The 22868-nt window shown below is 73.9% G+C and carries 24 protein-coding genes; 12 read left to right on the top strand and 12 right to left on the bottom strand.

All coding sequences use genetic code 11. The features are described 5' to 3' along the window. Positions 1-230: 230 nt before the first annotated feature. The gene (locus tag ACQEVZ_RS50625) at positions 231-1691 is read right to left on the bottom strand and encodes a tetratricopeptide repeat protein (RefSeq protein WP_433382417.1); all 1461 of its coding nucleotides are present in this window, start codon (positions 1689-1691) and stop codon (positions 231-233) included. Between the two features lie 64 nt (positions 1692-1755). Here ACQEVZ_RS50625 and ACQEVZ_RS50620 point away from each other — a divergent pair, with 64 nt between their 5' ends. Then, positions 1756-2202 carry a GntR family transcriptional regulator gene (locus ACQEVZ_RS50620; protein WP_344499254.1) on the top strand — a complete coding sequence of 149 codons (447 nt, stop codon included), beginning with the start codon at positions 1756-1758 and terminating at the stop codon, positions 2200-2202. A 117-nt stretch (positions 2203-2319) separates the two neighbouring features. Here the strand turns inward: ACQEVZ_RS50620 and ACQEVZ_RS50615 are convergent, their stop codons facing one another. From ACQEVZ_RS50615 to ACQEVZ_RS50605, 3 genes are all read right to left on the bottom strand, one after another. Further along, positions 2320-2466, bottom strand: a complete 147-nt coding sequence (locus ACQEVZ_RS50615) for a hypothetical protein (RefSeq protein WP_344499256.1) — start codon at positions 2464-2466, stop codon at positions 2320-2322. 143 nt (positions 2467-2609) lie between these two features. After that, on the bottom strand, positions 2610-5330 hold the full coding sequence (locus ACQEVZ_RS50610; protein ID WP_433382413.1) for an ABC transporter permease: 2721 nt from the start codon (positions 5328-5330) through the stop codon (positions 2610-2612). 50 nt (positions 5331-5380) lie between these two features. After that, the gene (locus ACQEVZ_RS50605; protein ID WP_433382410.1) at positions 5381-6145 is read right to left on the bottom strand and encodes an ABC transporter ATP-binding protein; all 765 of its coding nucleotides are present in this window, start codon (positions 6143-6145) and stop codon (positions 5381-5383) included. Between the two features lie 178 nt (positions 6146-6323). Here ACQEVZ_RS50605 and ACQEVZ_RS50600 point away from each other — a divergent pair, with 178 nt between their 5' ends. The 3 genes from ACQEVZ_RS50600 (at position 6324) to ACQEVZ_RS50590 (ending at position 9482) form a co-directional block, all read left to right on the top strand. Continuing rightward, entirely contained in the window at positions 6324-7490 is a 1167-nt protein-coding gene (locus ACQEVZ_RS50600; protein WP_433382407.1) for a sensor histidine kinase, read from the top strand. 622 nt (positions 7491-8112) lie between these two features. Next, positions 8113-8775, top strand: coding sequence for a response regulator (locus tag ACQEVZ_RS50595; RefSeq protein ID WP_433382404.1), 663 nt, complete (start codon positions 8113-8115; stop codon positions 8773-8775). A gap of 569 nt (positions 8776-9344) precedes the next feature. Then, positions 9345-9482 carry a hypothetical protein gene (locus ACQEVZ_RS50590; RefSeq protein WP_433382401.1) on the top strand — a complete coding sequence of 46 codons (138 nt, stop codon included), beginning with the start codon at positions 9345-9347 and terminating at the stop codon, positions 9480-9482. 295 nt (positions 9483-9777) lie between these two features. On the opposite strand, the gene ACQEVZ_RS50585 is transcribed toward ACQEVZ_RS50590, so the two are convergent. Together ACQEVZ_RS50585 and ACQEVZ_RS50580 are read right to left on the bottom strand one after the other, a co-directional pair. Continuing rightward, positions 9778-10143: a VOC family protein gene (locus tag ACQEVZ_RS50585; protein WP_360561161.1), complete on the bottom strand. Its 366-nt coding sequence runs from the start codon at positions 10141-10143 to the stop codon at positions 9778-9780. Continuing rightward, the gene (locus ACQEVZ_RS50580) at positions 10140-10619 is read right to left on the bottom strand and encodes a MarR family winged helix-turn-helix transcriptional regulator (protein ID WP_433382398.1); all 480 of its coding nucleotides are present in this window, start codon (positions 10617-10619) and stop codon (positions 10140-10142) included. Before ACQEVZ_RS50580 ends, ACQEVZ_RS50585 begins: the two co-directional genes overlap by 4 nt. A gap of 49 nt (positions 10620-10668) precedes the next feature. On the opposite strand from ACQEVZ_RS50580, the gene ACQEVZ_RS50575 reads away from it, so the two are divergent. From ACQEVZ_RS50575 to ACQEVZ_RS50565, 3 genes are all read left to right on the top strand, one after another. Next, positions 10669-11559 (top strand): phosphotransferase, encoded by an 891-nt coding sequence (locus ACQEVZ_RS50575; RefSeq protein ID WP_433382395.1) that lies wholly within the window; start codon positions 10669-10671, stop codon positions 11557-11559. An 88-nt stretch (positions 11560-11647) separates the two neighbouring features. Further along, positions 11648-12679: a hypothetical protein gene (locus tag ACQEVZ_RS50570; RefSeq protein ID WP_433382393.1), complete on the top strand. Its 1032-nt coding sequence runs from the start codon at positions 11648-11650 to the stop codon at positions 12677-12679. Between the two features lie 82 nt (positions 12680-12761). After that, entirely contained in the window at positions 12762-14330 is a 1569-nt protein-coding gene (locus tag ACQEVZ_RS50565; RefSeq protein WP_433382390.1) for a hypothetical protein, read from the top strand. 97 nt (positions 14331-14427) lie between these two features. Here the strand turns inward: ACQEVZ_RS50565 and ACQEVZ_RS50560 are convergent, their stop codons facing one another. After that, positions 14428-14706 (bottom strand): hypothetical protein, encoded by a 279-nt coding sequence (locus tag ACQEVZ_RS50560; protein ID WP_433382387.1) that lies wholly within the window; start codon positions 14704-14706, stop codon positions 14428-14430. Positions 14707-14768: 62 nt separating this feature from the next. Here ACQEVZ_RS50560 and ACQEVZ_RS50555 point away from each other — a divergent pair, with 62 nt between their 5' ends. Continuing rightward, positions 14769-16127 (top strand): MFS transporter, encoded by a 1359-nt coding sequence (locus tag ACQEVZ_RS50555; RefSeq protein ID WP_433382384.1) that lies wholly within the window; start codon positions 14769-14771, stop codon positions 16125-16127. 90 nt (positions 16128-16217) lie between these two features. Continuing rightward, on the top strand, positions 16218-16556 hold the full coding sequence (locus ACQEVZ_RS50550; RefSeq protein WP_433382381.1) for a hypothetical protein: 339 nt from the start codon (positions 16218-16220) through the stop codon (positions 16554-16556). Positions 16557-16628: 72 nt separating this feature from the next. On the opposite strand, the gene ACQEVZ_RS50545 is transcribed toward ACQEVZ_RS50550, so the two are convergent. From ACQEVZ_RS50545 to ACQEVZ_RS50530, 4 genes are all read right to left on the bottom strand, one after another. Beyond that, a complete protein-coding gene (locus tag ACQEVZ_RS50545; RefSeq protein WP_433382378.1) occupies positions 16629-17804 on the bottom strand; it encodes a hypothetical protein in 1176 nt (391 codons plus the stop codon). Next, positions 17801-18331 carry a SigE family RNA polymerase sigma factor gene (locus ACQEVZ_RS50540; RefSeq protein WP_344499285.1) on the bottom strand — a complete coding sequence of 177 codons (531 nt, stop codon included), beginning with the start codon at positions 18329-18331 and terminating at the stop codon, positions 17801-17803. The genes ACQEVZ_RS50545 and ACQEVZ_RS50540 overlap by 4 nt, the downstream gene beginning before the upstream one ends. Positions 18332-18404: 73 nt before the next feature. Next, positions 18405-19130, bottom strand: a complete 726-nt coding sequence (locus ACQEVZ_RS50535) for a SanA/YdcF family protein (protein WP_433382375.1) — start codon at positions 19128-19130, stop codon at positions 18405-18407. 33 nt (positions 19131-19163) lie between these two features. Then, the gene (locus ACQEVZ_RS50530) at positions 19164-20789 is read right to left on the bottom strand and encodes an HD domain-containing protein (protein WP_433382372.1); all 1626 of its coding nucleotides are present in this window, start codon (positions 20787-20789) and stop codon (positions 19164-19166) included. 56 nt (positions 20790-20845) lie between these two features. On the opposite strand from ACQEVZ_RS50530, the gene ACQEVZ_RS50525 reads away from it, so the two are divergent. The 3 genes from ACQEVZ_RS50525 (at position 20846) to ACQEVZ_RS50515 (ending at position 22626) form a co-directional block, all read left to right on the top strand. Further along, positions 20846-21691, top strand: a complete 846-nt coding sequence (locus ACQEVZ_RS50525) for a hypothetical protein (RefSeq protein ID WP_433382369.1) — start codon at positions 20846-20848, stop codon at positions 21689-21691. 5 nt (positions 21692-21696) lie between these two features. Then, positions 21697-21855 carry a hypothetical protein gene (locus ACQEVZ_RS50520; RefSeq protein ID WP_433382367.1) on the top strand — a complete coding sequence of 53 codons (159 nt, stop codon included), beginning with the start codon at positions 21697-21699 and terminating at the stop codon, positions 21853-21855. A gap of 72 nt (positions 21856-21927) precedes the next feature. Then, complete coding sequence (locus ACQEVZ_RS50515) at positions 21928-22626, top strand: glycerophosphodiester phosphodiesterase (protein ID WP_433386136.1); 699 nt, start codon at positions 21928-21930, stop codon at positions 22624-22626. Here ACQEVZ_RS50515 and ACQEVZ_RS50510 read toward each other — a convergent pair. Beyond that, complete coding sequence (locus tag ACQEVZ_RS50510) at positions 22578-22868, bottom strand: hypothetical protein (protein ID WP_433382364.1); 291 nt, start codon at positions 22866-22868, stop codon at positions 22578-22580. The genes ACQEVZ_RS50515 and ACQEVZ_RS50510 overlap by 49 nt on opposite strands.

The raw sequence follows: 22868 nt of genomic DNA, 5'->3' as shown, positions 1-22868 counted from the left end.
CATGCCCCCCGCCCCCGCCCGCGCCCGAGCCGAGGGCGTCGAGCCGCGCCGGTCCAGGAACCGAAGGATCCCGCCGGTGCCGTCCGCATCCTGCACCCCGCCGTCCCTGCCCGTCAGCGATCCGACCGCGCCGCCCTGCCGACCGCGCCGCCGGCGCCACCCTTGCTCGACGGCGCTGGCATCGACGCGGTCATCCGGTACACACGCTGGCAAGGAAACGACGTCGATCACTACCCCTGATCCTGGACCCGGTGCCGGAACTCCGCGAGCGCCGACTGCACCACGCCGTTGAGCCGCTGCAACTCCTCCTCGGTCGGCTCCCGGCGCAGGTGCACCTCGATCTTGAAGTCCCCGTCGACGATCCTCGCCTCGAACCGCTCCAGCAGATCCTGCGGCAACCGGCGCACCACGAACTCGCGGAACGCCTCCTCGACCGCGCCCGCCACATCCCCGCACCCGCAGGTCCGGCCCTGCAGGACCGCGCCGAGGTGACTCCGCCCGGCGATCGCGTCCGGATGCGCGTCCGGCAGCGCGGCGAGCCCCTGCTCCAACGCGGTCCGTGCCTGCGCCAGCCGCTCCTGGTGCTGCAGGAAGATCCCGAGGGCGACCCCGGCCCGGCCGAGGATCTCGAAGTCCGCGCCGCGCTGCGCATGGGTCACCGCGTCGGTGAGGCACCGCTCCGCCTCCGCCGTCCGGCCCGCGTCGCGCAGCGCCAGCCCCCAGTTGCGCAGCACCAGACTGGTCAGCTCCGGCCGGTCGATCCGCAGCGCCCGCCGGTGCGCCGCCTCGTACGTGCGCAGCGCACCGTCCCGGTCGCCGGCGTCGCCGTACGCGAGGGCGAGGCCGAGCTCCGCCGTGAGAGCGTCCTCGGCGCGCCCCTGCCGGTCGTGGGAGGCGAGGACCCTGCGGATCGCGTCCACCCGCCCGGCCGGATCGCCCAGGTCGCGGCCGGTGTTCGCGAGCGCGGTGAGGACGTTGAGCGTCACGGGATGGTCCGGGCCGAGCCTGGCCTCCACCGCGGTGGCGAGCACGGCGATGACGGCCCGGTGCGCGGCCGGCTCGGCGAGCCCCTGCCGCAGCAGTACCGCCGACGCCATGGCCTCGACGACCCCGTCGGGCAGCTGGTCCAGCCCCGCGAACAGCGGCTCGCCGGTCCCGCCGGCGTGCACGACCTCCGCGCGCAGCGCGAGCGCCGACGCGACCTGGTCGTGCCCGTTGCTCCACAGGTTGCGCACCGCCTCCTCGATCACGTCCCGCGCCTGCCCGACGTTGCCGCGCTGCAGCAGCACGTCCGCCAGGGGTTCGAGGCCGAACGCGTACCCGGCGTGGTCCCGGCCGTAGAACGCCTGCCGCCCCTCAGCCCCACGGCGCAGCTCGGCCTCGGCGTCCTCGAGCCTGCCGGTCATGCGCAGCGCGAGGCCGAGGTTCAGCCGGTACGTGAGATGCTCCTTGCGGTCCACGGCAGGCACCGCGATCGCCGCCCGGTAGCAGGCGATGGCCCGGTCGGGCTGGTCGCAGTTGAGCAGGATGTTGCCCAGGTCGCACTGCGCCGACGCCCACGCGGCACTGCCGTGCCCGTGCCGGACGGTGACCGCCCGCAGCTCGCGCACCATCACTTCCTCGGCCTCGACGAACCGCCCTTCATGCATGAGCGAGACGGCCACGTCGATCGGTGCGGCGGATACGTTCACGGCGCGGAAGTCTATCCGTTCCCGAGACATAGCCTTATGGCTACATCGTGATAGGGTGAACACCGTGAATGTGCAGCGACACGTCCCGGCCATGTACCACCAGATCGCCGACCTCCTCCGCGACGACATCACCCGCGGCATCCATCCCTCCGGGCAGCCGTTGCCCACTGAACGCGAGCTCTGCGACCGGTACGCGGTCAGTCTCACCACCGTCCGCCGCGCCCTCGCCATCCTGCGCGAGGAGGGCCTTGTCACCTCCCGCCGCGGCGCCGCCTCGATCGTCCGCGAACGCCCCGCCCGCCGCATCGTGGTGATGGGCCGCGGCAGCCGGCTCACCTGCCGCATGCCCACCACCACCGAACGCTTCAAGCTGGGCATCGACCGAGGCGTCCCCCTCGTCGAGGTCCGCGACCGGCTCGGCCAGGTCGAGGTGTTCCTCGCCGACCAGGTCGAGGTCCTCAGCCCGGAAGGCCTCGCCACCGCCACCACCAGGGTCATGGACGTCGCCTGACCAGGCTGCCCACCAACTCCTCGCAACGGTCCCACCTCGACGCCCTCCCTTCACCTCGCTGGTCACCACGCCCCGCCGGACGTCGGCCACTGCCACTCCAGAGGCCTGCATGACACATCACCTCGGATGCCGGCGCACGCCGCAGACCCGCACCGCGAGCCAGCCGCCCCCGTCCTGCCGGCCCTGCATCGCCTCCTGCACCGAGCCGCTCCGCAGCGCGCGTAAGGCCGCCACGGCGCTCGTCACGCCCGCAATCGCTGCCACAGCCGGACACCCCTCCTTCGCTGCCGGACGCGGACCTTACTGCGACGCCACCCACGGACCTCTGCGACACCATCCGTGGACGTCTCTGCGACGCCGCTGGCGGACGTCTCTGCGACGCCGCTGGCGTGACCGTTCCGCAGGCCCTACAGCGGCTCCTGCACCGGCCCACTCCGCAGCGTGCGTAACGTCGGCACAGCGCTCGCCGCGACCGCCAGCAGCAGGCACAGCCCGACAACCCCGCCCACCACCGTCCACGGCACGACCAGCTCCACCGGCGCCCCCACCTGCTCGGCCAACCCCGCCCTGATGCTCAGCAACGCACCGAACGCGACCACGCCCCCGAGCACCGCCCCGATCAACACCACGAGCGCCGACTCCGCCGTCACCAGCCGCAGCACCTGCCGACGCGTCGCCCCCGCCAACCGCACCGCCCGCAGGTCCGCCGCCCGCCCAGCCGCCGCCATGAGCAGCGTGTTGGCAACGGCGATGGCCCCATACCCAGCAGACACCGCGATCAGCAACACCGTGAACATCCAAACGAGCCGGTCCTCGGCGCCGTCCTGCTCCGCCGCCCACGTGCCCACGTCGACGACCCGCGCACCAGACCCCGCCGGCACCTCGACCCGGTCCCGAACAAACACCGCCGATGTCAACGCCGACGGGTCATGCGCCCGCGCCACCGCCCGCGGCAGGACCATGTCTCCCGGGATGGACGCATCGGAGATCACCGCGACCACCCGCAACGCCACCACCGTCCCGTCGGCGAACATCACCGGATACTCCCCCGGAACCCCACCCCGCCCAGCCCCGCCACCCGCCGCCCCCGCGCCATCAGACGGTTTCGCGCCACCGGACGGCACCGCGCCACCGGACGGCACCGCGCTACCGGACGGCACCGCGCTACCGGACGGCACCGCGCTACCGGACGGCACCGCGCTACCGGACGGCACCGCGCTACCGGACGGCACCGCGCTACCGGACGGCACCGCGCTACCGGACGGCACCGTGGCGCCGGACGGCACCGGAGCGTCGGATGCACCGGCCATGCCCGTTCCAACGGTGGTGCCGGATCCGGTCGCCGAGGCCGCCGCGGCAACAGATGCCGTCAAGACCACCGTGTCGTCCCCGCGCAGATCCGCGAGCGAGCCGCTCACCACCTCGAGACGCCGGTTTACCGTGGCGAACGCCGCAGGCTCCACCCCGAACGCGGTCCGCGGCGCCCGCCCAGCACCGCCCTCGGCAGGCGGGACGAACACCGTCGTCGGCAGGATCGCCGCACCAGGCACCGCCGCGACGGCCGCGTCGGACAGACCAGGCGCCCGGTCCGGCGCGACAACCCAGCCGGCGTCGACCCGCGCGGACCGCCCCGCCGCGTACGCCCCGGTCGACGTGCGGACCATGCCCGACACCAGCACCGCGAACGAAACCGTCAGCAGCACCGGCGCCGCCGTCGACGCCGTGCGCCGGGCCGCGGTCAGCGCACTGCCACGGACCAGCATGCCGATCGCACCGCCCCGCGACGGCAGCGGCGAACGCAGCAGCCGCACCACAGGACCGACGACCGCAGGCGCCAGGACGGTGACACCGCTGACCAGGGCCATCATGCTGTACAGCGCGAACGTCGCCGAATGCTGCGCGCTGCCCGACGTCGCCGTCCCCACACCGAGCGCGGCACCGGCGGCGACCAGCAGCAGGCCGGTGACCCAGCGCGCCCACCCCATCGGCCGCTGCTCGACCACCGCCTCCCGCAACGCCTCGAGCGGACGCACCCGGGCCGCCCGCCGCGCCGCCGACCACGCCCCGGCCAGCGCGACGACCGGCCCGGCCGTGAGCGCCACGACGAACGGCCACGCCACCAACCGCACCCGGAACGTCGCCGGCTCGAACCCCGCGTCGACGAGCGCCCATCCCAGTGGGGTTGCGGCGGCGGTACCGACGAGCATGCCGACGACAGAGCCGGCGGCGCCGACGGCGAGCGCTTCGCCCTGCACCGTCCGCCGGATCTGGCGTGGCGTGGCGCCGACGGCGCGCAGCAGCCCGAACTCCCGCCGCCGCTGCGCCACCGCGAACGCGAACGTCGACGCGACCACGAACACCGTCACGAACCCGGACAACGCCGCCACCGCGGTCAGCACCTGCATCCCGATCCACCGCATGCGCGCGTCGTCGCGCGGCTCCAGCACGCCCCGGTCGTCGCCGGTCAGGACCCGGGCGCCGGTGCCGGTGACCTCGCGGGCCGCTGCGGCGACGGCCGTGGGGTCGGCGCCGGGGCGCAGCATCAGGCCGATCGTGTCGACGCCCGGCGCGAGGGCCGCGGCGACCTCGTCGGTGACGTGGAAGCCGGGCGAGTCGACGGTGCCGCTCACCGTGTACGACGTGGGCCCGGCAGCGGTCAGCAACGTGACCCGGTCGCCGGGCGACAGCCCCAGCGCCCGGTCGACGACCACCTCGCCGGGACCGCGCGGGGCGGTGCCCGCCGTCAGACGCAGCCCGCCGAGCTGGGCGCTCGCCCAACCGTGTCCTTCGCGGGCGTCCTGCCTCCGCCCGTCGGCCGCAAACGGCCGGCCGTCGACGATCGCCTGCACGTAGAACGTGCGGTCGGGGATGGCGGCCGCGACACCAGGGACAGCGGCGAGGCGCCCGGCGAGCGCCGTGGCAGCGTCCGAGGACAACGGCACAGGCGGCGGGAACGAGTCGGCGGGCGCGACGGCGTCCACGCTGCGGACGACCACGCCGGCGGCCGCGAGACGGTCGGGGACCTGCGGCCGTCCCGACGCGAACAGCAACGTCGCCGCCGTGACCAGCGCGATGCCCACGGCGACGGCGACGAACGCGCCCGCGAACCGCCGGACGGTCCGCGGCACCGCCGTACGCCACCCGTCACCGCCGACTGAATGCGATGCTCGCCGCCGGGTCAGCATGCCGGCCCCACGGCACCCGCTTCGACGGCGGCGGTCCGTGCGGCGACCGTCTCGGCCGTGATCCCGCCCCGCCCGCCGCTGCCGACCAGCTCGTCCACGATCCGCCCGTCGGCGAGGATGACCACCCGGTCCGCCCACGCCGCGGCGACCGGGTCGTGCGTCACCATCACGACCGTCTGCCCGTGCTCGTCGACGAGGGCCCGCAGCAGTGCGAGGACCTGCCGGGACGTGGCGCTGTCGAGGGCGCCGGTCGGCTCGTCGGCGAACACGACCGCGGGCCGGCTGATCAGCGCCCGGGCGAGCGCGACCCGCTGCTGCTCACCGCCGGACAGCTCGCTCGGCCGGTGCCCGGCGCGGTCGGCCAGCCCGACGGCGGTGAGCGCCGCCGCGACGTCATCCCCTGCCGGCCGGCGGCCCGCGAGACGCTGCGGCAGCGCCACATTCTGCGCGGCGGTCAGCGTCGACACCAGGTTGAACGCCTGGAACACGAACCCGATCCGATCGCGGCGCAGGCGCGTCAGCGCGTCCTCGTCCAGGTCGTCGAGGCGGGTGCCGTCGACGGTGACCGAGCCTGACGCAGGACGGTCCAGGCCCGCGGCGCAGTGCAGCAGCGTCGACTTGCCCGACCCGGACGGCCCCATCACGGCCGTGAACGTCCCCCGGTCGAACCCCACCGTCACGCCCGCGAGGGCCGTCACCTGCCGTGTGCCGGAGCCGTACACGGCCCGCACGTCGTCGAGAAGCACCGTCGGTGTCATGCCCACGAGCCTGCCCGCGGGCGGGGTGTCGCCGCGTCCGACTCAGGTCGTTCGATTGCGTCGTACTTGAGTCGGAGGCACCGGGGCCTGAGCCCGATGCGTAGTTCTTAAGTATGACCTCGCGAGGCAGACCTGAGAATGACGCGTCCCCGCCTCACCTGCGGCTACCGTCGACCTCGTGCGCGAACTCCTGCTGACCCGCCGCCTGCGGCCCGTCGACCTCTACGTGGTCGACGCGGTCCTCGCCGTGGTGCTGGGTGCTTCGCTGTGTGCCTATGCGGCGCTCGAGTCGCCCGAGGGCACAGGCGTGGTCGAGCCGGTATGGGTGTCGGTGCTGACCGGCCTCGTCATCGGCCTGCCGCTCGCCGTGCGCCGCCGCTTCCCGGTCGCGGTCGCCGTCATGGTCAGCCTCGCCACCACCGTCGCGCTCGCGACCGGCGTCATCCCCAACTTCGCGGCCGCCGCGCCGTCTCTCTCGCTCGCGCTGGCCTTCTATACCCTCGCCGTCGCGACCCCGCCACGATGGTCGCTGCCGGTCGCGGCAGGCTGCCTCGCGGCGGTCGTCGCGGCGCTCGCCACGACCGGCGGCACCCTCTGGTCGAGCAGCTTCGCCGTCGTGTACGGGGCGGTGATGACCATGCCCGGCTGGCTCATCGGCTGGACGTTGCGGGAGCGGCGGGCGCACGCGGCACGGCAGAGCGAGCAGGTGACCCGGCAGGCGGTCGCGGAGGAGCGGCTGCGGATCGCCCGCGAGCTGCACGACATCGTCGCCCACACGATGAGCCTGATCGTGGTCAAGGCCGCCGTCGGCAACCACGTCGCCGAGGCGAGCCCGCAGGAGGCCCGCGACGCGCTGAGGGTCATCGAGGCGACCGGTCGGGGCGCGCTGCTGGAGATGCGCCGGGCCCTGGGCATGCTGCGCGACGACGCGCCGTATGCGCCGGCGCCCGGGCTGGCAGAGCTGCCGGCGCTGGCCGGGCAGGCCTCGTTCGGCGACGTGGAGGCGTGCCTGGAGGTCACCGGGACGGTGCCGCAGGAGGCAGTGCCCGAGTCGGTGGGTCTCGCGGTGTACCGGATTGTCCAGGAATCCCTGACGAACACGGTGAAGCACGCGGCGCCGGCCCGCTGCCGGGTGACGGTCACGATCGCCCCCGCGGATGTCCGCGTCGAGGTCGCGGACGACGGCCGCCGCCCGATCCGCACGCACAGCACCGGCCATGGACTGATCGGTATGCGCGAGCGGGTCGCCGCCCACGGCGGCGACTTCACCGCCGCACCGAGGGAGAGCGGCGGCTTCGTCGTCACGGCGAGGTTGCCGTACACGCCGGTCGAGGTGCCGACATGACCACGACGCGACGCCCCGCATGGGCTGCCGCGCCGGCGCGACCCGCACCCCCGGCGACGGAACCCGCTCGGCCCAACGAGACGGCGCGCCTCCGTCGTGTCCTGACGGCGGTGGAGCTTGGCTGCGTCGAGGTTGTCGCGGCCGGGGTTGCCGGCGGCGGGTCCTGCTCGGGTTGGGGTGAAGGCGCGGCTGGGGCTGGTGGCGGTAAGGCCGTCGGCGGAGGTGCTGTCGGGGGTGGAGCTTGGGCGGGTTCGGATGGCGCGGGTGGGGTTGCCGCCGGTGGGGCTTGGGTGGAGGGCTTGGGTGGCGCGGATGGGTTCGTTGACGGCTGGGTTTGGGACGTTGGGGTGGCACGGTTGGAGTTGTCGGCGGTGGGGCCTGGGTGGGTTGAGGTGAAGGCGCGGCCGGGGTTGTCGGTGGTGGGGCCTGGGTGGAGGGGCTGGGTGGCGCGGATGGGTTCGTCGGCGGTGGGGCCTGGGTGGGTTGAGGTGAAGGCGCGGCCGGGGTTTCCGGCGGTGGGGCTTGGGTGGGCTGGAGCGGTGGCGTGTTCGGCGTGGGTATGGGCGTCCATGAGAGCGTGGGGAACGGTCAGGTGCATGGGATTGTCGGTGGAGGTGGTGGCGTGATCAGGGTGTTGATCGCGGATGACCAGGCGTTGCTGCGGGGGAGCTTCCGGGTCCTGGTCGACCTGAGCGAGGACTGCACGACGGTCGGCGAGGCGGGCAACGGGGTGGAGGCGGTGGCGCTGGCCGGGCAGCATCGGCCGGATGTGGTGTTGATGGATGTGCGGATGCCGTTGATGGACGGGATCGAGGCGACCCGGCGGATCTGTGCCGACCCGGTGACCGCTGCGACGCGGGTGTTGATCCTCACGACGTTCGACCTCGACGAGTACGTGTACGGGGCGCTGCGGGCGGGGGCGAGTGGGTTCCTGCTCAAGGACACACCGCCGGGCGAGCTGCTGAACGCGATCAGGGTCGTGGCGGCGGGGGACGGGCTGCTCGCGCCGTCGGTGACGCGACGGCTGATCGGGGAGTTCGCGCAGCGGCCGGTCGCCGTGCCGGCGGTGCACCGGCGGCTGGACGGGATCACCGGTCGGGAGCGGGAGGTGCTGACGCTGATCGCGCGCGGTTCGTCCAATGTGGAGATTGCCGGGCAGCTCAACCTGAGCCTCGCCACCGTCAAGACGCACGTGAGCCGGTTACTGGCCAAGCTTGAGGTGCGGGACCGGGCACAGCTGGTCATCGTCGCGTACGAAACGGGTCTCGTCACCGTCGCGCAATGACCGCCGCCGGCCGGTGGATGCGCCCCGTTGCCGTCGCAGCCGCCGGTGTTGGGTGCGTGCACGACGCTGGGTGTGCGTTGGGATGTCGGTATTGCGACCTGGTGGGGTGGGGGGAGTTCGGGGCGGGGGATGCTCTGGGGCGTTGAGCGGAGAGGTTGTATGACGGTGGGAGTTGCGGTGCGCAGGCCTGGGACGGTGGACGCGGCGCGGTGGTTGCTGCTCGGGGTTGCGGTGCTGACGGTAGTTGGTGCGTTGCTGGGAGTGGTGTTGCTGGAGGACTTGCGGCGGGCGTACATCTCGGCGTACGGCGGGATGCGTGGTGGGGACGAGGCGACCGGGGCGGCGATCGCGGGGGTGATCGGTGCGGTGGTGTCGCGGGTGTGTGTGCGGTGCCGGCGTTGTTGCTCGGGCGGCCGCGGAACTGGGTGCGGGTCGGCGCGTGGGTGGTCTGCGCGATCGGGGTTTGCTGCCTGAGTCCTGGGCTGCTCGGGGGAGGGGTGGTGGCGTCGGCGCGGATCGTTGGCAATGGGGCGGGGTCGGATGAGATCGCGGCGGCGATGGAGGTGGCGATGCCTGGCTGGTACGGGCCGCTGACAGTCGTCCTCGCGGGTGCCTCGGTGGCCGGGATGGTCGCTGCGGGGGTGTTGCTGGCGTTGCCGGCGTCGAACGCGTACTTCCGCAGGCCGTCGGCGCCGGTAGTCGGGTAGCCGCAGGCGCCGGTCGTGGGGTGGTCGCAACTGCCGGGTCGTCGGGTAGCGGCCGGTGCGGGGGCAAAGGGCGCAGCCGCCGGGTAGCCGCCAGGCGTCGGGTAGCCGCAGGCGCCGGTCGTGGGGTGGTCGCAACTGCCGGGTCGTCGGGTAGCGGCCGGTGCGGGGGCAAAGGGCGCAGCCGCCGGGTAGCCGCCAGGCGTCGGGTAGCCGCAGGCTCCAGTCGTGGTCGCAACTGTCGCGTCCTCGGGCAGGCCGTCCCGCCGGTGCACGGGGTGCGGCCGCCGCAAGGGGGTCAGGGCACGGCGGTGAAGAGTTCGTAGGCGATGCCGTCGGGGTCGAGGACGTAGACGCCGCGGCCGCCGGACAGGTGGTTGATCTGGTGGTCGATGACGTGTGGGGCGGAGCTCCACTGGAGGCCGGTTCGTTCGGCGTACGCGAGCGCGGCGTCGAAGACGGCGTCGTCGACGAGGAACGCGTAGTGGCCCGGGCGGGCGCCGGACCGGTCGTCGAAGTCGAGGGTGAGGTCGGCGTTCACGCGTACCGGAGCGAAAGGGCCGGCAGGAGGGGCCGCCTCGACGCCGAGGAGGCCGGCGAGCAGCTGCGCGGCGCGGTGGCGGTCGGCGACCGGGACGATGGTGTGGTTCAGCACGATGGTCATGACGCTCCTGAAGGACGGTCCGAGGAAGACGCGGACGGAGAAGACGGAGAAGACGACGAAGCCAGGCGGACCAGATAGGCTGCGAACCGGCGGGCGTCCGCCGCGGGCCAGTCGGCGACCAGCCGCGCGAACGTCTGCTCCTGCCACGCCCGAGCCCCCGCGAGAAGGTCCTCGCCGGCGGGGGTCAGGTCGAGCCACGTCCGCCGGGCGTCCTGGGGCGACACGGTCCTCGTGACCAGGCCGGCGGCGACGGTCGCGGCCAGCATCCGGCTCGCGTTGGAGCGGTCCAGGCCGAGCTCGACCGCCACCGCACCGATCTGTGCGGGCCGGCCCGCGGCGGAGATCGCCTCCAGCACCAGGATGTGCGTGACGTCGCCGCCCTCGTCGTGGGTGATGCCGGCCGCCCACCGCCGCGACCAGAACCGGACCAGCCGGAACAGCGCCGGCCCGCCACCCGAATCAATTTCTGTGCGCATCGCACAGATATTACGTGCGATCCGCACGCAGTCGCAAGGGAGGACCGAAATGCGTCCACAGTGGACAGATCTGCCGGAGGCCGTGCGGAAGACGGTCGAAGCGCTGGTGGGAGGTGCCGGCCGGGTCGACGCGTGCCCGGACGGGTTCTCGCCCGGGTTCGCGGTGCGGTTGACGCGCGCGGACGGGCAGCGCCGGTTCGTCAAGGGGATCGACGCCGACGCCTGGCCGCACGAGGTCGACGCGTACCGGACCGAGGCGAGGATCGGCGAAGCCCTGCCGCCGGCGGTGCCCGCGCCACGGCTGCGTGGCGTGCACGACGACGGCCACTGGTGCGTGCTCGCCTTCGACGACGTCGACGGCCGGTCGCCGGGCCGCCCGTGGACGCCGCAGGACATCCGCCGGGTCGTCGGCGCGATCGGTGACCTGGCCCGGGCCGCCACCCCGTCGCCGGTCCCGCTCCCCACCAGCCATCCGCGGCTCGGCGGGTGGTCCGACCTCGCGGCCGACTCCTCACGATTGTCCGGATTGCGCTGGTACGACGAATGGGCCGCCGCCAACGTCCAGCGCCTCGCCGGGCTGGAGCGCAGTGGCCTCGAAGCGGCGCGCGGCGAGTCGCTCGTGCACGGCGACCTGTACCCGCACAACATCCTGCTGACCGGTGACCGGGTGGTGTTCGTCGACTGGCCGCACGCCCGCCGGGGCTCGCCCGTCATCGACCTGGTGACGTTCCTGTCGAGCGTGGCCGCCGACGGCATCGACCCCGAGCCGTTCCTGCCCGTCGGTACGCCGGAAACCGCCACCACGGCGATCCTTGCCGCACACACCGGATTCCTGCTGGCCGGGGGCCTGGCGGAGCCGCTGCCCGGCCTCGAACGGATCACGGCGGAGAAGCTCCGCCTCGGCCGGGGCGCGTTCAGGTGGCTGCGCACCCGCCTGTGAGTGGAAGTTTCACCGTCCGGCCCAGGTCCGGGACGCCCCGCACGAACGGAACACCACGGCCGGTCATCGTGGCCCTACGCTGCGCGGCATGCTCCCACGCATCCTGGCGGCGCTGGCAACGGTGCTCACAGCGACAGCAGCGACAGCAGTGCCGGCAGCGCCGGCACACGCCGGCGGGCAGCACACCAAGCCGGTGAACGGGTTCTCCAGACAAGGGCCGTGGAACACGAAACTGCCCCGGCACGTGCCGCTCGCCGCCAACTCCGCCGCGGTCGTGGAGAACATCCGCCTCGACAAGGTGAACAACTACGGCTCGTGGGCGGTGAACACCGACGAGTACTCCACGCCGATCTTCACGGTCGGCAGGGACACCCCGACGCAGCGGTGGACGTTCTCCGACTGCCTGAACCTGCCGCACCTCGCGCCGGTCATCGCCGACAGCCTCGCGGCGGTGCCGACCCCCGCGGACCTGATCGTGTCCAAGGGCACCGACGCCGCCGTGACGATCTACCAGCCGTCGACGGACACGTACTGGGACTTCTGGCGCGCCGAGCGGGACGCCGCCGGGCACTGGTCGGCGTGCTGGGGCGGGAAGATCGAGCACTACTCCCGCAACCCCGGCGTCTTCACCAACCCGCTCGGCGCGACCGCGACCGGCCTGCCGATGGGCGCGTTCACGATCCGCATCGACGAGCTGCGCCGGGGCAGGATCGACCACGCCGTCAACATCGCCACCGTCCGCACCCGCAAGGACTGCAACTCGTGGCCGGCGACCCGTAACGACGGCAACACCGAGGGCGCCGACATCCCGTGCGAGGGCCAGCGGTTCCGCCTCGACCCGGCGTTCGACATCAGCGTGGTGCGCAGCCCGGCCGCCCGCACGATCGCCCGCGCCATGCAGGAGTACGGCCTGATCATGACCGACAAGGCGGGCGCGCTCGTCACGTACGCCGAGGACCCGCGACCGTACATGGCGGCCAACGGCGGTGTCGACCCGTACTTCGCCCTCATGGACCCCGACGACATCGTCCCGGACGGCGCCGAGAAGTACCTGATCCTCGGCGACATCCCCGTCGAGCGGCTGCAGGCTCTCCCGTACGACTACGGCCGCCCCTGCTGACCGCGCTTGTTGCGGGCCCATCGACGATCCGGCATCATGACCGCATGATGATCAACCGGAAGGGCGGCCTCCGCCCGGCTCGATGAGCCCGCACGGGTGGCACCTGCCACCGCCCGACGACGACCGCCCCACCGTCCTCGCGCACGCACTGGCGCTGCGGGCCGCGCACGGCCCCGGCCCCTGGCCGGACGGCGGCGACCCGCTCCCGGACCGGCAGGCGCGGCCGGCCGCACCGCTGATCTCCGACACGGTCCTCGAGGGCATCCGCTCCCAGCACATGACCCGGGCCGCCGCGCCCACCGCGAGCCCCGGCCTGGCCGACCTCATCGAGGCGGTCGTACGCCGCCCGCCGGAAGCCGGCGCTGTCCGGCGGTTGCGCGCCGCGGCGACGGCCGCGGGCTCCGACGACCTCGTCCGGCAGTTGCAGGGCCGGGACCTGCCCACCGGACGCCTGCGCGAGCTGGCGCTGCATCTCGCGCGGCACGGGACCGGCCGGGACGAGGTCGCCACCGGCGTGATGCTGCTCGGCGTCAGCGGCGACCGGCGCGACCGCGACCTGCTGCTCCTGCTCGGCGCCCTCGACACCCTCACCCGCTACGCCGTGGCCGCGCTGCGCGGCTCGCAGCCCGACCCGGACCGCGCCGTGTACGAACTGGCCCGCCGGGTCGACGGCTGGGGACGCATCCACGCCGTGGAGCAGCTGCGCGGCACCGGCGACCCGGAGATCCGGGCGTGGCTGCTCCGCGACGGGTACCGCAACACGATCATGGATGAGTACCTCGCCCACCTGGCCGCCACCACCGGCGGCCTGCTGGACGCGCTGGCACCCGACGCGATCGACGAGCCGCTGCTGTCCGGCGCCGACGGGATTCTGCTCGCGCTGCTGCACGGCGGGCCGGCGGCCGACATCACCCACTACCCGGACGGGCCGCGGGTCATCGACCGGTACCTCACCCACGCCGGCAACCACCCGCCGGACCTGAGCCGGGTCGGGGTCGTCGGTACACTGAGCGACTTCATCGCCGGGCAGACGATGCGGCCGTCGGGTTCAGGTCCGAAGGCGGACGCGGTGGCGTGGTCCGCCGCCGAGCGGGCCCGGCTCCGCGACGCCTGCGACGCCCTGACCGCCCGGCCCGCCTGGCGGGAACTGCTCGACCGGGCGCTGCACAGCGCCGACCCCAAGGAGTTCCAGCGGGCGATCTGGGTGGCCGAGAAGCTGCACGTGCCGATGGACGGCCTGCTCCGGGCGCACCTGCGCCGCGAGCCGTTCGACACCTACCTGTGGCTCTCCCTCGTCGACGGCACGAGCGACATCGACGGCGTGCTCGACCTCGCGGCCGAACTCCTCCCGCTGGCGGACCTCGCCACCGGGCCCACCCTCGACCTCGGGCTCGGCAGCGACCGGCCCGAGCACGTCCTCGACATCGTCGTCAGCCGCCTCGACGCGCACCCCGGCAAGGGCTGGCCCCTGATCGCGGCGGCCCTGGCCAACGCGACGGTCCGCAACCGCAACATGGCCGTGCGGGCGCTGGACGCCTGGCCCGCCGGGACCCCGGCCGCGGCGGAGGCCGTCGCCGCCGCGGCGCGCGTCGAACCGGACCCCGGGATCGACCGGCGGATGCGGGCGCTGCTGCGCAAGTGGGGGATGTAGCCGAACCGGCCCGGACGCGGACGGGCCGCCCTCGTCGTGCAGGCGAAGGCGGCCCGGAAGCGGAGGCGGAGGCGGCCCGGAAGCGGAGGCGGATCGGTCAGCGGGGGCGGCCCAGGAAGGCGCGGCCGGCCTGGCGTTGCTGCTCGGCGACCAGGAACGCGGCGAACTCGACGCGCTGCTCGTCGGTCATCGTGTCCTTGGGGATCGTGAGCGACTGGACCTTGCCAAGCATCATGCCGGTCGCGATCAACAGCACGCCGAGCGCGAGGAGGATGCCGCCCATGATGCGCATCCGGCGGACCTGCGGGCGCATCACGACCGCGATCGTGCGGCGCAGGCGCCGCTCGTCGTAGGGCACCCACATGGTGATCTGCATCGGCGCATCGTAGGTGATCCGAACTGGACCTGAAGTCCCGGTGAGGTCCTACGATCGTCTGCATGGCCGCCATTCAGGGAGATCGCAGGACCTTCTACCAGCTGCTCGTCAACACGCTGCTCGTGTCGGTGGTCAACTTCACGGTGTGGTTCGCGATCACGTTCTACGTGTACCTGGAGACGCGGTCGGTGTTCGCGACCGGGCTCGTGTCCGGCATCTTCCTGGTCATGACGGCCGTGACGGGGATCTGGTTCGGCAGTCTCGTCGACCATCACAGCAAGACGACGATGATGCAGATGTCCGCGGTCGCGTCGTTCCTGCTGTACGCGGCCGCGTTCGGCGTCTACCAGACGGTGCCGCGGGAGGAGTTCAAGGACCCGGCGAGCGTGCCGCTGTGGGTGATGATCGTGCTGCTCATGTTCGGCGTCATCGCCGGCAACATCCGCACGATCGCGTTGCCGACGATGGTGACGGCGCTCATCGAGGAGGGCGACCGCGACCGGGCCAACGGGCTCGTCGGCACGACGTCGGGGGTGTCGTTCCTGGTGACGTCGGTGATCAGCGGCTTCCTGGTGGCGATCGGCGGCATGTTCTGGGTCCTCGTCATGGCCCTCGCGGTGCTGGCCGCGGCGGTCGTGCACATGTCGCTCCTGCGCGTGGTCCCGGCGGCCGTGGCGGCGGCCGAGGACGGCGAGGAGCCGCGGCGCAGCGTCGACCTCAAGGGCACCATGCGCGTCGTGGGTGAGGTGCCCGGCCTGACCGCGCTCATCCTGTTCTCGACGTTCAACAACTTCCTCGGCGGCGTCTACATGGCGCTCATGGACGCGTACGGGCTGTCGCTCGTCGACGTGCGGACGTGGGGCCTGCTGTGGGGCGCGCTGAGCGCCGGGCTGATCGTCGGCGGCCTGTGCGTCGCCCGGACCGGCCTCGGCAGCCGCCCGGTCCGCCTGCTCCTGCTGGTCAACGTCGTGCTGTGGACCGTCACCGTGCTGTTCCCGGCCAGGTCGTCGATCGTCCTGCTCGGCGCGGGGATGCTCGTGTACATGGTGCTCGTCCCCTACGCGGAGGCCGCCGAGCAGACGATCCTGCAGAAGGTGGTCCCGTACGAGCGGCAGGGGCGCGTGTTCGGCTTCGCCCAGAGCGTCGAACAGGCCGCGTCGCCGCTGACCGCGTTCCTGATCGCGCCGGTCGCCCAGTTCGTGTTCATCCCGCTGATGACCGACGGCGCCGGCGCCCGCCTGATCGGCGACTGGTTCGGCACCGGCGCCGACCGAGGCCTGGCGCTCGTGTTCGTCCTGACGGGGTTCGTCGGCCTGGCCGCCAGCGTCGTCGCGTTGCGCAGCCGCCCGTACCGCCGGCTCAGCAACCACTTCACGGCGGCCCCCGCGCCGTTGGTGGAGAAGGTCACCGAGCCGTCCTGACAAAGACCACCCGCAACGCTGGCGTTCGTACACGTGTACGAATAACGTCTACGTTGGTCGGTCGTTGGTCCTTGGAAGGGTGGTTCGCCGATGCCTCGCAAAGACCTCACCGATCTCGTCCGCGCGGTGCTGCGGCGCCCGGTGCCGGGCGACGGGTTCGCGGTGCGCATCGACTGGCCGGGCTACGGTCCGGTCCTCGTCTGCCACGACTTCACGCAGTTCAGCCCGACCCTGGAGCGCGCGCTGCGACGGGCGGCCAGCACCGAGCGCTACTGGTCCCGCGGGCCGTTCCAGCCCCTCGCCGTCACGGTGGTCCCGATCGAGCACGCGGCGTTCCTCGCCCACCCGCGCGAGTGCCCGTCGACGGACTGCCCGACGACCGCGCCACTGCTCGGCATCGAGGACAAGGACCTGACGAAGCGCCCCTGAAGCAAGGCCTGACGAAGCGCCCCTGAAGCCGGGCCGCCATAGAAGCGGCCCGGCAACGGAGCCCCCCAGAGCTCAGGACGGGGTGTCGCAGTGCCAGATCAGCAGCCGGCGGTCCCCGGTCGCGCCGGTGACGGTGCGGCCGTCGTCGCTGATCGAGCGCGCGCCGGCACCGGATCCGGCGGGCAGCGGCCGCACGCCCGGCGGCAGCGGCAGCCGCTTGACGGTGCCGTCGCCGGAGAGCTGGACCGGCTCGCGCAGGTCGCCGCCGGTCGTGATCGCCCAGCCGGTCGGGGTGCCGTCGGCGATGTCGGACGGGGCGCCCTCCATCACGAACGCGGAGTCGCCCGCCGCGGAGGAGAGGAACCAGCGGACCGGCACGACCCGGTTGCCGCCGGTGACCGCCGCCCAGCCGTACGCGAAGGTGCCGCGCACCGCCACGGCCTCGGCGCCCTCGTAGCCGGCCGGCAGCGGCAGCAGCGCCGGGCTGCCCTCGTGCACCCAGCGGACCGCCGCCCCACGGACCACGCCGACGACGACGCCGTCGTCGGACACGCCGCTGGCGTGGGAGCCGCCGGTGCCCGGCGTGCCGAACCCGGGCGGCACCGGCAGCGCGACGACGGTGCCGGGGCGGTCCGCCGGCCACAGGACCGGGACGTTGTCGTCGCCGGCCTCGCCCGAGGCGTACCCGACGACGTCGCCGCGGGCGTTGAGGGCGGTCGGCGTCGTGTACGGGTACCCGGCCAGCTTCGGCAGCATCGTCTTCGCGCCGTCGCGGTAGGTCCACGCCAGCTGTTGGCTCGAACTGACGACGTCGTCGTAGCCGGCGATCACCCCGTCGACGTTGACCGCCACCACCTCGCCGGTCGCGCCGGGGTAGGCCACGGCCTGCCCGTCCGTGATCCGGGACGCGATCCCCCCGACGGAACCGACGACGTAACGACCCGAGGGGTCGACCACCGGGATGCCGGGGGCGCCCGGGACCTGGATCGTGTCGACCGCGCACGCCGCGAACGGCGGGTCCTGCGGCCCATGCGCGGCGGGCGCGCCGCGGTGCCCGTCCGGTGCCGCGGCGCCGAGCGCGTAGGCGGTGCCGCCGGCGACGACCAGCGCGGTCGCCGCCCCGGCCAGGATCGCGCCACGCCGGGCGGCCTGGCGGCGGCCGGTGGCGATGGCCAGCCCGATGTCGGCGGTCGTCGGCGGCACCTCGACCGCCAGCAGCAGGTCACGGAGCTCGTCATCTGTGGTCATCGCAGTGTTCCCATCGTCTTGGCCGGAGCGGGCGCCGGCGTCAGCGCGGCCCGCAGCACGGCGAGGCCCCTGGAGGACTGGCTCTTGACGGTGCCGGCGGAGCAGCCGAGCGTCTCGGCGACCTCCTCGACCGGCCGGTCGAGGAGGAACCGGAGCACGATCACGGCGCGCTGCCGCTGCGGCAGACTGCGCAGCGCGGCGATGAGCACGCCCCGGTCGTCGGCGGCGTCATACGGCCGGTCGGCGCCGGGCCGCTCGTCGTCGGCGTGCGGCAGCAGCCGCACCCGTGACCACAGCCGCCGCTTCTCGTCGATGTAGGTGCGCACCAGCATCCGGTGCACGTACGCGTCGAGGTTCTCGGCGCCGCTGGCCCGCCGCCAGTGCCGGTACAGCTTCGTGATGGTGACCTGCACGACGTCGTCGGCACGGTCCTGGTCCCCGCCGCACAGCAGGTATGCGGCGCGATGGAGCGCTGTCAGCCGCGCCGACACGTACGTCGTGTAGTCGGCCTCGCTGTCGCCGCGCATCCGGGCTCCTCCCTGTCGCCTTCACCCCGTCCGACGGGGGCGGGCGCGGCGGAGGTTGAGCGGTCCGCGGAAATCAGCCGGAGCGCAGCGCGTCCTCCACGCCGGTCTCGTGCTGCCCGAGGTAGACGGGGTCGCGGCCGGACACCACGTCGTAGACGACCTTGACGCAGGCCGGGTACTCGCGGCGGGCGTTGGCCCGCCACACGGACTTGAACTTGCTGACGCTGTCGTCGCCGACCCCGGCGGCGTCCAGGCCGAGCCGGCGGCACAGCATGACCGCGCGGGGCAGGTGGAACGACTGCGTCACCACGGTCACCTGGGTGACGCCGAAGACGCGCTTCGCGCGGGCGCACGTGTCGTAGGTGTCGAAGCCGGCGTAGTCCCGGACGATCTTCCGGTCGGGCACGCCGTGCTCCATCAGCCAGGCGCGCATCGCGGTGGGCTCGTCGTAGTCGTGGTGCATGTTGTCGCCGGAGACGAGCAGCACCTTGACCTTCCCGGTCTCGAGCAGGCGGCGGGCGAGCTCCAGCCGCGCCTCCAGGAACGGCGAGGGGGTCCCGTCGGCGTACACCTGAGCGCCGAACACCAGCGCGACCGGCGCGACCGGCACCGTCTGCTCGGTGTACAGGTGGCCGTCGGCGGACGAACGGACCCAGAGCACGCTGCCGACGATGAGCAGCAGCACGCTGTGCAGGCCGGCGGCGGCGAGCATCGCCAGGCCACGGACGGTGCGCCACTGCCACCAGCGGCGGCGCGCCGGCGCCGCCGCCCCGACCGGAGGCGCCGGCTTCGAAGGCATGGCCCCGAGCCTGACACCCACCGTCAAGCCCGGTCAGGACGCGTCCGGCAGCCCCGCGCTCGCCCGCCAGTCCGCGACCCTGACCAGCATCTCCAGGTATGCGAGGACGAACGGCCCGTGCCGGTCGCGCAGCCCGGCCGCCGTCGCCGGCCACCCCACCGTCGGGTCGCCCGCCAGGACGCCGGCGGGCTGCCCGAGCAGCGCCGGCACGGCGACGGCCAGGCCGGCGCCGACGTCCCCGGGCGGCGGCACGTGCAGGCGGAGGTTGCCGTGGTGCGCCAGGACCAGGTAGCGGACGAGATCGGGGTCGTCGACGCCGTCGAGCAGCCCGCGCATCGGCCCGTCGAGCAGCAGCAGCGACCCGAACTCGTGCCGGTAGGCGACGTCGTCGCGGAACCGCAGCGGCGCGTCGATCCCCGACTTCGCCCACGGCCGGCCCGCGGTGATCCACGCCGGCTCCGGGTCACCGGCCAGGCAGCAGAGCGCGTCCTGCCACGTCGGGTGCGCCTTGCCGAGGTCGTGCGTGAACCCGGCGGTGACGGCGGCGTGCGCCGCGCCCGGCGGCAGGTCCGGGCCGAGGGTGCTCAGCAGCGCCCGGACCTGGTCGCGGACGTCGGCGCTGTGCTGGTCGAGCGACAGCCACCCGGTGCCCGGACCGACCGGCCGCGGGACCGGGTCCACGTCGGGCGCCGGGTCCACCGGCCCGCCCGGGGACGCGTCGAGGCCGCCGTCGTGCGCGGCCACGAGGACCGTCTCCCCGGGCCGCAGCGGCGAGTCCGCCGTCACCCGGGCCCAGCCGCCGTCGGCGTGGTCGAACCACCAGACGGCGACCCGGCCGGCGAAGGCCCGGATGGCGCGGGACGGCACCGGGGTCCGCCACCGCTGCTCCGGCGGCCGGATCTCCGGCACGGGCCGTCCCGAGCCGTCGGCCGGGGTCCACCGCGCCCACGCGACCTGCACGTCGAAGTCGCCGGTCTCGGAGAGGTACGGCGTCACGTCGACCTCGGCCGTCGTGTCGAACAGGGCGAGGAGGTCCGCCCGCGACAGCGACGGCGGCGCGGCGGCGGGAGCCGGCGACACGCAGGTGAGCGACAGCGGCTCGGCGGTCGGCCACGGCCCGTCCGGTGCGGCGAACGACAGCAGCCGCAGCAGGGTGGCGGTCGCGGTGGGGGACCGGTGCGGCTCGGCGACGATCCAGTGCGCGCCGTTGGTGACGAGGGCGAAGTCGATCGGCCACGCCCCCGGGAACAGCCCGTAGCCGCGGTTGAGGGCCTTGCTGGCGAGCGCGTCGGCGGACCCGATCACCACCGCGGGCCGGTGCGGGTGCAGGCGCCACCGCCGGTCGGCCTCGCCGGCGCCGCCCATCACCACGTGCACGCTGACCTCGCCGGTCAGGTCGAGCGCGTCGAGCCACCGCGCGACGTCCCCGGCGACCGGTTCCAGCGGGGCCCCGTGCGGCAGCGCGAGCAGCAGCCGGCGCGGCGCCAGCTCGTACAGACGCCGCCAAAGCCACACGAGCACCAGGTGCGACGGGTCAGGGACGGCCGGGACCGTGCCGGGCAGCCCGTCGCGGGCGAGGCCGGCCAGCACCGGGTCCGGCGGGCCACCCGTCGCGCGCCGGAAGAACGCGTCGAACACCCGGCCGACCTTACCCGGCATCGAAATGCGTTGCCGGTGCGGCGGCGCCGGTGCTGCACTGTGCGCCGGAGGTGGACGTGCAACGTCAACAGCGGCCGGTGGGCGCCGGTCACGTCGGGGACCGCATGAAGCTGCACCGCAGGACGGTGTGGCTGGACGGTCGCGCGCGCACGGTCATCTCGCCGCGGGCCGGCACCGACTGCCGGTTCAGCACGAACTTCCACCACGGGACGTGGCACATCCTGGGCGACTGGCGCAGCGCGCGGCTGCTGGGCCGGTTGCTGTGGGGGCTGTCGTTCCAGCGGCGCCAGGACACCCTCGTGGTCATCGACCTGCCGCACATCGACCCGAACCCGTTCGACGCCGCCCCCGGCGACCCGATCGTGCTGGTGCCGTCGGACCTGACCGGCATGAGCACCCGCGCGTTCCGGGACCTGCGGCGTCAGCTGCCGCTGCGCGGCGCACCCGAGGGCACCGTCCGCTGGCACACGCACGGCCTCGACCCGGTGGCGGCGGAGCGGGCGATCCCTTGGTATGAGCGGACGCGCAGCGTGGAGTCGCCGCCGTTCGTGCCGGCGCGGAGACCGCGGACGCAGATCGGCCGGGTCGGCGGGCTGCTCGCGCTGACCGCGTCCGCGCCCGACCTGCGCGCCTACGCCCCCGGCGTCTACCTGCTCGGCCAGAACGCGCACCGGGGCATGGACTACCTGGAGCTGGAGTGGCCGGAGGGCGAGGTGCAGGTGTTCAACGACTACCGGCACCGCGTGTCGGCGGCCCGGGCCGCCCGGCGCGAGCTGATCGCCGAGGGCAACGACCCGGCCGGCGCGCGGTTCGACGAGCTGGTCTGGGACCGCGGCGACGACGTGCGCCGCCGCGCCCTGCGGCCGATCGCCTCGGTGGGGGAGCGCTCTCCGAGTGATTGACAGGCGTGCGCAAGCACCCCGACGACACCGCCGTCTACCTGGACGCCGCCACCCTCTACGGCATCCTGTTCCGCGAGTCGCCCCGCCCGCTCAGCAACCTGTACGCCGCCGCCGCGACCGCCACCTCGATGCGCGACGTCGCCGCCACGGCGATCGGTTACTGACCGTTCGCCACACGGGCGGCCGGGCTTTGCCGGCCCGCCCGCCAGGCGCGTTATCGTGTCGCGGTGACGGGGATGCTGCTGTGTGCGCACCGGGCGGGCAACAACCTGGCGGAGCTGCGGGACGCGCTCGACGCCGGGGTCGACCTCGTCGAGGCGGACGTCCGGCTGTACCGGGGTGCCCTGGAGATGCGGCACGCCAAGGCGCTCGGGCCGCAGCTGCTGTGGGAGCCGTGGCGGGACGTGGCGCGCCGCCGCGACACGCCGGTGCCGCTGCTGGCCGAGGTGCTCGCGACGGCGGCGGGGGACCCGCGGCTGATGCTGGACCTGAAGGGGCCGTTCCTCGGGGTGGCGCCGGCGACCGCGGCCGCGCTGCGGGAGGCCGCGCCCGGGGCGCCGGTGGCGGTGTGCTCCAGGCAGTGGCGGATGCTGGACGCGTTCGAGGACCAGCCGCACGTACGGCGGGTCTACTCGGCGGGCAACAAGCGCGAGCTGGCCAAGGCGCGGCTGCTGGTGCGCCGGCAGCGGGTCGCCGGACTGTCCATCCGGCTCAGCCTGCTCACCCCGCAGGTCGTCGAGGAGCTGCACCAGCACTGCGACCTGGTCATGGTGTGGTCGGTCGACACCGAGAGCGACCTGGCCCGGGCCCGCGAGCTCGGCGTCTCCGGCATCATCAGCAAGAACCTGCCGATGCTGCGGGCCATCGCCGGTGATCAGCCTGGAGATCAGCCCGGTGACGGCCCGGCGACGAACGTCCGGGCCTCCACGACGTAGGACAGGTCGGGCTGGACGCGGACCCACTCGCGCATCGGCCGGCCCGGGCGCGGCGAGCACGGCCGGCCGGCCCCGCCCGCGACGAGCTCCGCGACCCGGGCCGCCGGCAGCTTCACGATCAGGTCGTCGCCGGCGACGAAGGCGTAGCAGCGCCCGCCGGCCCGCAACGCCGGGGAACCCAGCATCCGGCCGATCTCGTCGCCGGGGTACCGGCGCAGCGCCGCCGCCAGGATGTCGGACAT

Source organism: Dactylosporangium sp. CA-152071, from assembly GCF_050936335.1.
GTDB lineage: Bacteria > Actinomycetota > Actinomycetes > Mycobacteriales > Micromonosporaceae > Dactylosporangium > Dactylosporangium maewongense.
The sequence above is the reverse complement of the archived record's forward strand: the minus strand, read 5'-3'. Positions and strand labels throughout refer to the sequence as shown.

Excerpts from the sequence above, each read along its gene's own strand:
- ACQEVZ_RS50605 (WP_433382410.1), bottom strand. The coding sequence starts at position 6,145 with ATGACACCGACGGTGCTTCTCGACGACGTGCGGGCCGTGTACGGCTCC.
- ACQEVZ_RS50590 (WP_433382401.1), top strand. The coding sequence starts at position 9,345 with ATGCCTGGCTGGTACGGGCCGCTGACAGTCGTCCTCGCGGGTGCCTCG.
- ACQEVZ_RS50585 (WP_360561161.1), bottom strand. The coding sequence starts at position 10,143 with ATGACCATCGTGCTGAACCACACCATCGTCCCGGTCGCCGACCGCCAC.
- ACQEVZ_RS50580 (WP_433382398.1), bottom strand. The coding sequence starts at position 10,619 with ATGCGCACAGAAATTGATTCGGGTGGCGGGCCGGCGCTGTTCCGGCTG.
- ACQEVZ_RS50575 (WP_433382395.1), top strand. The coding sequence starts at position 10,669 with ATGCGTCCACAGTGGACAGATCTGCCGGAGGCCGTGCGGAAGACGGTC.
- ACQEVZ_RS50570 (WP_433382393.1), top strand. The coding sequence starts at position 11,648 with ATGCTCCCACGCATCCTGGCGGCGCTGGCAACGGTGCTCACAGCGACA.
- ACQEVZ_RS50565 (WP_433382390.1), top strand. The coding sequence starts at position 12,762 with ATGAGCCCGCACGGGTGGCACCTGCCACCGCCCGACGACGACCGCCCC.
- ACQEVZ_RS50560 (WP_433382387.1), bottom strand. The coding sequence starts at position 14,706 with ATGCAGATCACCATGTGGGTGCCCTACGACGAGCGGCGCCTGCGCCGC.
- ACQEVZ_RS50555 (WP_433382384.1), top strand. The coding sequence starts at position 14,769 with ATGGCCGCCATTCAGGGAGATCGCAGGACCTTCTACCAGCTGCTCGTC.
- ACQEVZ_RS50550 (WP_433382381.1), top strand. The coding sequence starts at position 16,218 with ATGCCTCGCAAAGACCTCACCGATCTCGTCCGCGCGGTGCTGCGGCGC.
- ACQEVZ_RS50545 (WP_433382378.1), bottom strand. The coding sequence starts at position 17,804 with ATGACCACAGATGACGAGCTCCGTGACCTGCTGCTGGCGGTCGAGGTG.
- ACQEVZ_RS50540 (WP_344499285.1), bottom strand. The coding sequence starts at position 18,331 with ATGCGCGGCGACAGCGAGGCCGACTACACGACGTACGTGTCGGCGCGG.
- ACQEVZ_RS50535 (WP_433382375.1), bottom strand. The coding sequence starts at position 19,130 with ATGCCTTCGAAGCCGGCGCCTCCGGTCGGGGCGGCGGCGCCGGCGCGC.
- ACQEVZ_RS50530 (WP_433382372.1), bottom strand. The coding sequence starts at position 20,789 with ATGCCGGGTAAGGTCGGCCGGGTGTTCGACGCGTTCTTCCGGCGCGCG.
- ACQEVZ_RS50515 (WP_433386136.1), top strand. The coding sequence starts at position 21,928 with ATGCTGCTGTGTGCGCACCGGGCGGGCAACAACCTGGCGGAGCTGCGG.
- ACQEVZ_RS50510 (WP_433382364.1), bottom strand. The coding sequence starts at position 22,868 with ATGTCCGACATCCTGGCGGCGGCGCTGCGCCGGTACCCCGGCGACGAG.